7 protein-coding genes are annotated in these 5,753 nt (G+C 65.9%); 3 read left to right on the forward strand and 4 right to left on the reverse strand.

Annotated elements, in window-relative coordinates; translation table 11 throughout:
- Positions 1–12: 12 nt before the first annotated feature.
- Together ACREE8_RS00895 and ACREE8_RS00900 are read right to left on the reverse strand one after the other, a co-directional pair.
- Positions 13–708, reverse strand: coding sequence for a TetR/AcrR family transcriptional regulator (locus ACREE8_RS00895; protein WP_431571088.1), 696 nt, complete (start codon positions 706–708; stop codon positions 13–15).
- A complete protein-coding gene (locus tag ACREE8_RS00900; protein ID WP_431571089.1) occupies positions 678–1,355 on the reverse strand; it encodes a cupin domain-containing protein in 678 nt (225 codons plus the stop codon). The genes ACREE8_RS00895 and ACREE8_RS00900 overlap by 31 nt, the downstream gene beginning before the upstream one ends.
- Between ACREE8_RS00900 and ACREE8_RS00905 the strand changes: the two genes are divergently transcribed.
- Positions 1,240–1,818: an alpha-ketoglutarate-dependent dioxygenase AlkB gene (locus tag ACREE8_RS00905; protein ID WP_431571090.1), complete on the forward strand. Its 579-nt coding sequence runs from the start codon at positions 1,240–1,242 to the stop codon at positions 1,816–1,818. The two genes, ACREE8_RS00900 and ACREE8_RS00905, sit on opposite strands and share 116 nt — an antisense overlap.
- Here ACREE8_RS00905 and ACREE8_RS00910 read toward each other — a convergent pair.
- Both ACREE8_RS00910 and ACREE8_RS00915 read right to left on the reverse strand, forming a co-directional pair.
- Positions 1,815–2,768, reverse strand: coding sequence for an oxidoreductase (locus tag ACREE8_RS00910; protein ID WP_431571091.1), 954 nt, complete (start codon positions 2,766–2,768; stop codon positions 1,815–1,817). The two genes, ACREE8_RS00905 and ACREE8_RS00910, sit on opposite strands and share 4 nt — an antisense overlap.
- Before the next feature lie 82 nt (positions 2,769–2,850).
- Complete coding sequence (locus tag ACREE8_RS00915) at positions 2,851–3,714, reverse strand: NmrA family NAD(P)-binding protein (protein WP_431571092.1); 864 nt, start codon at positions 3,712–3,714, stop codon at positions 2,851–2,853.
- A gap of 122 nt (positions 3,715–3,836) precedes the next feature.
- Here ACREE8_RS00915 and ACREE8_RS00920 point away from each other — a divergent pair, with 122 nt between their 5' ends.
- The gene (locus tag ACREE8_RS00920; RefSeq protein WP_431571093.1) at positions 3,837–4,751 is read left to right on the forward strand and encodes a LysR family transcriptional regulator; all 915 of its coding nucleotides are present in this window, start codon (positions 3,837–3,839) and stop codon (positions 4,749–4,751) included.
- A 144-nt stretch (positions 4,752–4,895) separates the two neighbouring features.
- Positions 4,896–5,753 (forward strand): catalase (locus tag ACREE8_RS00925; protein WP_431571094.1); only part of this gene is annotated, 858 nt, incomplete at its 3' end.

Raw genomic sequence — 5,753 nt, forward strand, 5'->3', positions numbered from 1 at the left:
GCCGGCGACCGATCACATCCTGGATTTCACGTTGCGTCTGATGTCGCCTTTCCTTACAGCCGGATGGCGGCCGGCCGTTACGAGGTTCGAAAGTTGCGACTTCAGCACGGTGACGACGTCCTTCATCTGCGAGGTGTCGCCTGTCGTCCGCTTGACGAGCAACGCGCCCTGCAGGGCACCGAACACCAGCCGGGCCGTCTTGGCTGGCGATGCCGGCAGTGTGAATTCGTTGCGGGCGACGCCACGCTCCAGGATTCCGGCCAGCCAGGCGTGATGAGCCTTGAAGAACTGATCCACCCGCATCCGCATCTCTGGCGGCAGGGTCGGAATCTCGCCCGCCAGGGCGCCGCACAGGCACACGCGGTCTGGCGTCCTGGCGAACTGCAGATAGGGCTCGATATAGAAGTCGAGCAGGGCCACCGATGACACCGACGGGTCCCGCTCCATCGAGGCCAGCGCTTTGCCAAATCGCTCGGCATAGCGATCGATGACGGCCGCGCCCAGATCGGCCTTGGACGCGAAATGATAGTGAATGCTGGCCTTCCGGATCCCGAGCGCGTCGGCGATATCCTGATAGCTGAATGCGCTGTAGCTGCGGGTCTGGATCAGCGTCTCGGCGACTTCCAGAATCTGCTCGGCGGTTTCGGATCGCGGCTTCGGTCCTGACAGAATGGCTGTCATGCCTTCAAATGTCCCCGCTTCACCCAATAGGTGGCCCCCCGCCGCGATAAGAGACGGCGCCGATGGCCAGCCGGATTTCGAACCCAGGTCCTGGGGCCGTGAGTCCCATGATCATCGCCGAGATCGCCGGAGAGCACCAATATCTCCTCGCCGCCCGAGCACGGCGCTTCAGGAAGCTCGACCCCGGCGCGAAGCCGCTCCATCGTCACCTGCTCACCCTCTCCGACATAGAGGCTGAGCTTGGTATGCCCCTCGACGTCGCCCTGCCGCCAGGCCGATGCGGTCGTATCGATGACGACATGCTTATGTTCGGTGGAAAGCATCTGCCTCAGCTTGACGAAGATGAGGCAGCCGGGCTTGGTGCGTGGCGAGTGGTGGCTCCCCGGCGGATTGCGGACATAGGTGCCCTTCGGGCAATCGCCATGCTCGTCGGAGAATACGCCATCGAGCACCAGGAACTCCTCGCCCAGGGCGTGGCCATGTTCCGGGAATTGGCTTGCCGGTTCATAGCGCACGATGGAGGTCGCCCGGGCGACCTCGCCCCCGACCCGATCGAGCATGCGACGTTCGACGCCGGCTTGCGGTGAGGGAAGCCAGGTCAATTTGTCGGTCACGATCACGACGCGTTGGGAGAAATCCGCGTTGAGCCGTTCGGGCACCGGTTGTGCTGGCATTTTCGGCCTCCTCAGAGACGCTCGGAGAACGGGTGCAGATCCAACTCCTCGGTCCAGATGGCGAGGTATTGTACCCAGACTGGAGATCCTAACCGAATTGCGGCCGCTGCGCGAAAAGGCCGCATACTTAGCGGGCCTCCCCGCGGACGCGCTCGTTCAAGCCCTGTTGACTCGCTACGATCCTGGCGCCGGGATCGGCTGGCATCGCGACCGCCCGGTCTTCGAGCATGTGCTCGGGATCTCGCTTGGCCAGCCGGCGGTGATGCGGTTCCGGCGGCGCCGGGCGGGCGGTTTCGATCGGGCGTCGGCAGCGCTGGCGCCACGCTCGCTCTATCATCTGACGGGCGAGGTCCGGCACGAGTGGGAGCACAGCATCGCCGCCATGGATGCGATCCGCTGGTCGATCACTTTTCGCAGCCTCTCCGAGAAGGGGCGCCGGATGGCCCCTCCCGAGGCAAGCTAGGCGGTGAGTTTCTCGCTGAGATCCCACAGGGCCCGCGCGGCCGTCTTGTCGATGGCCCAGCGCAGCACGCCGGCGGAGTCCTGGCCGTCATCCGGAATCACGGCCGAGATATCGCAGTCCGCGCAATAGACGCCACCCTTGCCCTCGAGCTGGGGACTCACGGCGCACCAGACAGTGGTCGCAGCACCCTGCTCGATCGTCTTGAGATTGGGCCCTTTGAAGACGCCGTTCTCGCGCGTGACGCCGACCGCCCTCAGATCTTCTTCGGTCATGTGGCGCCCCAGATCGGTGCCGGGAATGCGGCCGGGATGAAGCGCGAAGGCGCGGATGCCGTCCGCCTTCCCGCGCCGGTCGGCCTCGAGCGCGAACAGGACGTTCGCCGTCTTCGACTGCCCATAGCCCATCCATTTGTCATAGGGCCGGCGCTCGAAGTTCGGGTCGTCGAGATGGACGGGACTGCGCCGATGACCGAACGATGACAACGCCACGATTCGCGACCGCCCGGCGCGCTTGAGCGCGTCCCACAACCGCGCCGTCAGCTGGAAATGTCCCAGATGATTGACCGCGAACTGCATCTCATAGCCGCGGGCGTCCCGCGTCAGCGGTATCGCCATGATGCCCGCATTGTCGATGAGGATCTGGATGGTCTTGTGTGCGCCGAGAACCCGGTCGGAAAACCGGTCGATCGAATCCGGCTCGGCAAGATCGAGCGGCAGGAGCTCGACATTCCCGATATTCGCCAGCGCGGCGCCGGCCTTCTTCATGTCGCGCGCGCCGACGACGATGGCGGCGCCGCCCTTCGACAGGACCCGCACGGTCTCGAGGCCGATCCCGGCATAACCGCCGGTGACGACGACAAGCTTGCCCTGGAGGTCGATGCCGGCGGCAACCTCCTCGGCGGTCGTTTGCGCGCCATAGCCCGACTTGATCGGTTTCTGCTCGGTGTCCATGGACCGGTCCTTTTCGATTTGCCCCTCCATTAGCTGGGCGGACCGGCCGGCGATGCAAGGCATGTCGCCGCTAATTCATCTTTCACGCCTTGCCGATCAGCCCCCGCAGCACCGCCTCCAGCGTGACCTTGCCCTTCACCGCTCCGGCCTCGCCGCGCTCGAACTCGATCCAGCCCTCATTGAAGCCGTCGAGCATCTGGATGCGCGGGATCGGGTCCGTCATGCCCTGCGCCTTGAACAGGCCGCCCCAGCTCTCGCGCGGAACGGCCTCGGCGCGGACCGGGCGGCCCAGGATCTTCGCGAAGGTCGCGGCGGCGGCGTCGGGACTGTAGCGACGCGCCGCTTCCAGCTCGACCACACGAAGTCCTTCCCATTCCTGCCGCAGGAGCTCCGCCGCGACGCGGCCGATATCCGCGGTCGCGATCATCGCCACCGGCTTGTCGAGCGGCTGGAGGAAGCTCGGCAGAACGCCCTGGTCACGCGCCGAGGCGACATCCCAGGCGAAATTCTCCATGAACCAGGCCGGCCGCAGGAGGGTCACGGGGATCGACAGCCCGCGCAAAGCCTGCTCCAGCAGCGTGCGCTGGGTGAGCAGGTTCGGCTGCTCGGCCTGCGCGCCGATCGTCGAGAGGCAGACGACTTTTCGCGGACGCGCCGCCTCGAGGGCCGCCTTGACGGCAGCGATGACAGCGCGGGCCTCGGGGAAGCCGGGCGCGGGATCGAACTCGGAGGGCGGCAGGATGAAGACGCCGTCGGCGCCCTCGAAGGCGGCGGTGAGAGCCGTCGCATCGGTCATTTCCGCCAGCGCAATCTCGCAGCCCTTCTCGGCCCAAGATCGCCCCTTCGCGGCGTCGCGCAGAACGGCGCGGACCGGTTGGTGGGCCTCGAGCAGTGCCGTTGCCAGCGCGCCGCCGACCTGGCCGGTGATTCCCGTGATCGCATACATGATCCGTCTCCTTGGGTTCCGTTTCCCGATGGCCAGGAGATAGACACGGACGGTCATTGCTTGAAGTGTGCTTATGTCATATCATTGATGACATAAACTCATCAAAAGAAGGGGGCCGGACCATGGCCTTCGACGGACGGCTGGTGGCGAATGTCGGGGTGCTGGCGGCGATCGTCGAAGGCGGCAGCTTCGCGCGCGCCGCCGACGCGCTGGGGCTGTCGCCCTCGGGCGTGAGCCGGGCGGTCGCACGGCTCGAAGCCAGCGTCGGCGTGCGGCTGCTGGACCGGACGACGCGCTCGGTCGCCCTGACCGACGAGGGACGGCGCCTCTATGGCGAGATCGGCCCTTTGCTGTCGGGGATCGAGGATGCCTTCACCCAGACGGCGGGATCCGCGACGGTGGTCCGGGGCCGCCTGCGGGTGAATGTGGATGCCTTCTTCTCGAGCCTGATGCTGGCCCCTCACACCGACCGCTTCCTGAAGCGCTATCCGGAAATTTCGCTGGAGCTGGTCGGGCGCGATCAGCTGGGCGACCTCGTCGGCGAGGGCTTCGACATCGCCGTGCGTTTCGGCCAGCCGCCCTCTTCCTCGCTGGTCGCCCGCAAGCTGCTCGAGACCCATACCGTGACGGTGGCCTCGCCCGCCTATGTGAAGAGGCGGGGACGGCCGGCAACGCCCGCCGACCTCGCTCATCATGACTGCATCCAGGTCCGCAACTCGCTGACGGGTGAGCCGCTGGTCGAGTGGGAGTACCGGCAGGGACGCAAGACCGAGACGGTCAAGACCACGGGCCGCCTCATGGTCACGGAGGTCGGCACGCTGCTGGGGGCCTGCCTCGCCGGCGTCGGCATCGCCCGGATCAAGGCCATCGGCGTCCGGGATCTGCTCGAGAAGGGCCGCCTGATCGAGCTTCTGCCGGACTGGTCCGGCCAGGTGTTTCCGCTTTACGCTCTCTCCCCTTCGGGCCATCTCCCGGCGGCGAAGGTGCGCGCCTTCATCGACTTCGTGAGCGAAGCGATCAGCGAGCGCGGCACATAAGAAACGCCCCGCCCACCGGAGAATACTGGAATTTAATCTGGCCGAATCAGACAAGAAATGACCGGAATGGAAAAGACCGCTTTTCCAAATCCGGACGACATCTGTGCCGCAGAACGGTCTCGGATCATCACAGGGGGAGCTGTCTTGGTCGCAATCGCGCATATTCATAATCGTCATTTCGCTGTCACGCGTGGCGCCTGGCGCGTGGGCGCGGGCCTTGCGCTGGCGGCAGCGCTGTCCGGAGCGGCGCTCGCAGGCAGCACCATCCCGCCCAACCAGTCGCCGCACGATCTCGTCAACGCGCTGCACGCCGCCTTCGGCCAGCATCATGTGCGTGCGGTGCACAGCAAAGGCATCATGTTCGAGGGCACCTTCACGCCCTCGCCCGAGGCGAAGATCCTGACCCTGGCGCCGATCTTCGCCGGTGATACCCTGCCGATCACGGTTCGCTTTTCCGACTTCGCCGGCATCCCCGATATCCCGGACACCAGCGGCGCGGCGCCCCCTTGCGGCCTCGCGATCAAGATCAGGGCCAAGGACGGCATGGATTATGATCTGGCGAGCGACCAGCATAACGGCTTCATCGTGGCGACCAGCGACGAGTTCGCGGCCTTCCTGCGCGCGGTCGGCGCCAGCGGGCCAGACGTGGCGCATCCCAATCCGGTCGAGCAGTTCCTGGGCTCGCATCCGATCGCCATGGCCTTCGTCAAGAGCCTGACCACGCCCGCCTCCTATGCGCAGGCGACCTACTTCGGGATCAACTCCTTCAAATGGACCAATGCCAAGGGCAAGTCGGTCTTCGTGCGCTACCGCTACGTACCGCGCGCGGGCGAGCATTACTTGACCCCGGACGAGCTCAAGGCCGAAGGACCGAACTATCTCCAGAAGGAGATCGTCCAGCGCCTCGCCCAGGGGCCGATCGTCTTCGACTGGTATGCACAGATCGCCGAGACGGGCGACAAGATCGAGGACCCCTCGATCGCCTGGCCGGAGAGCCGCAAG

It is taken from the genome of Hypericibacter sp., from assembly GCF_050729195.1.
In the GTDB taxonomy this organism is placed as follows: Bacteria; Pseudomonadota; Alphaproteobacteria; order Dongiales; family Dongiaceae; genus Hypericibacter.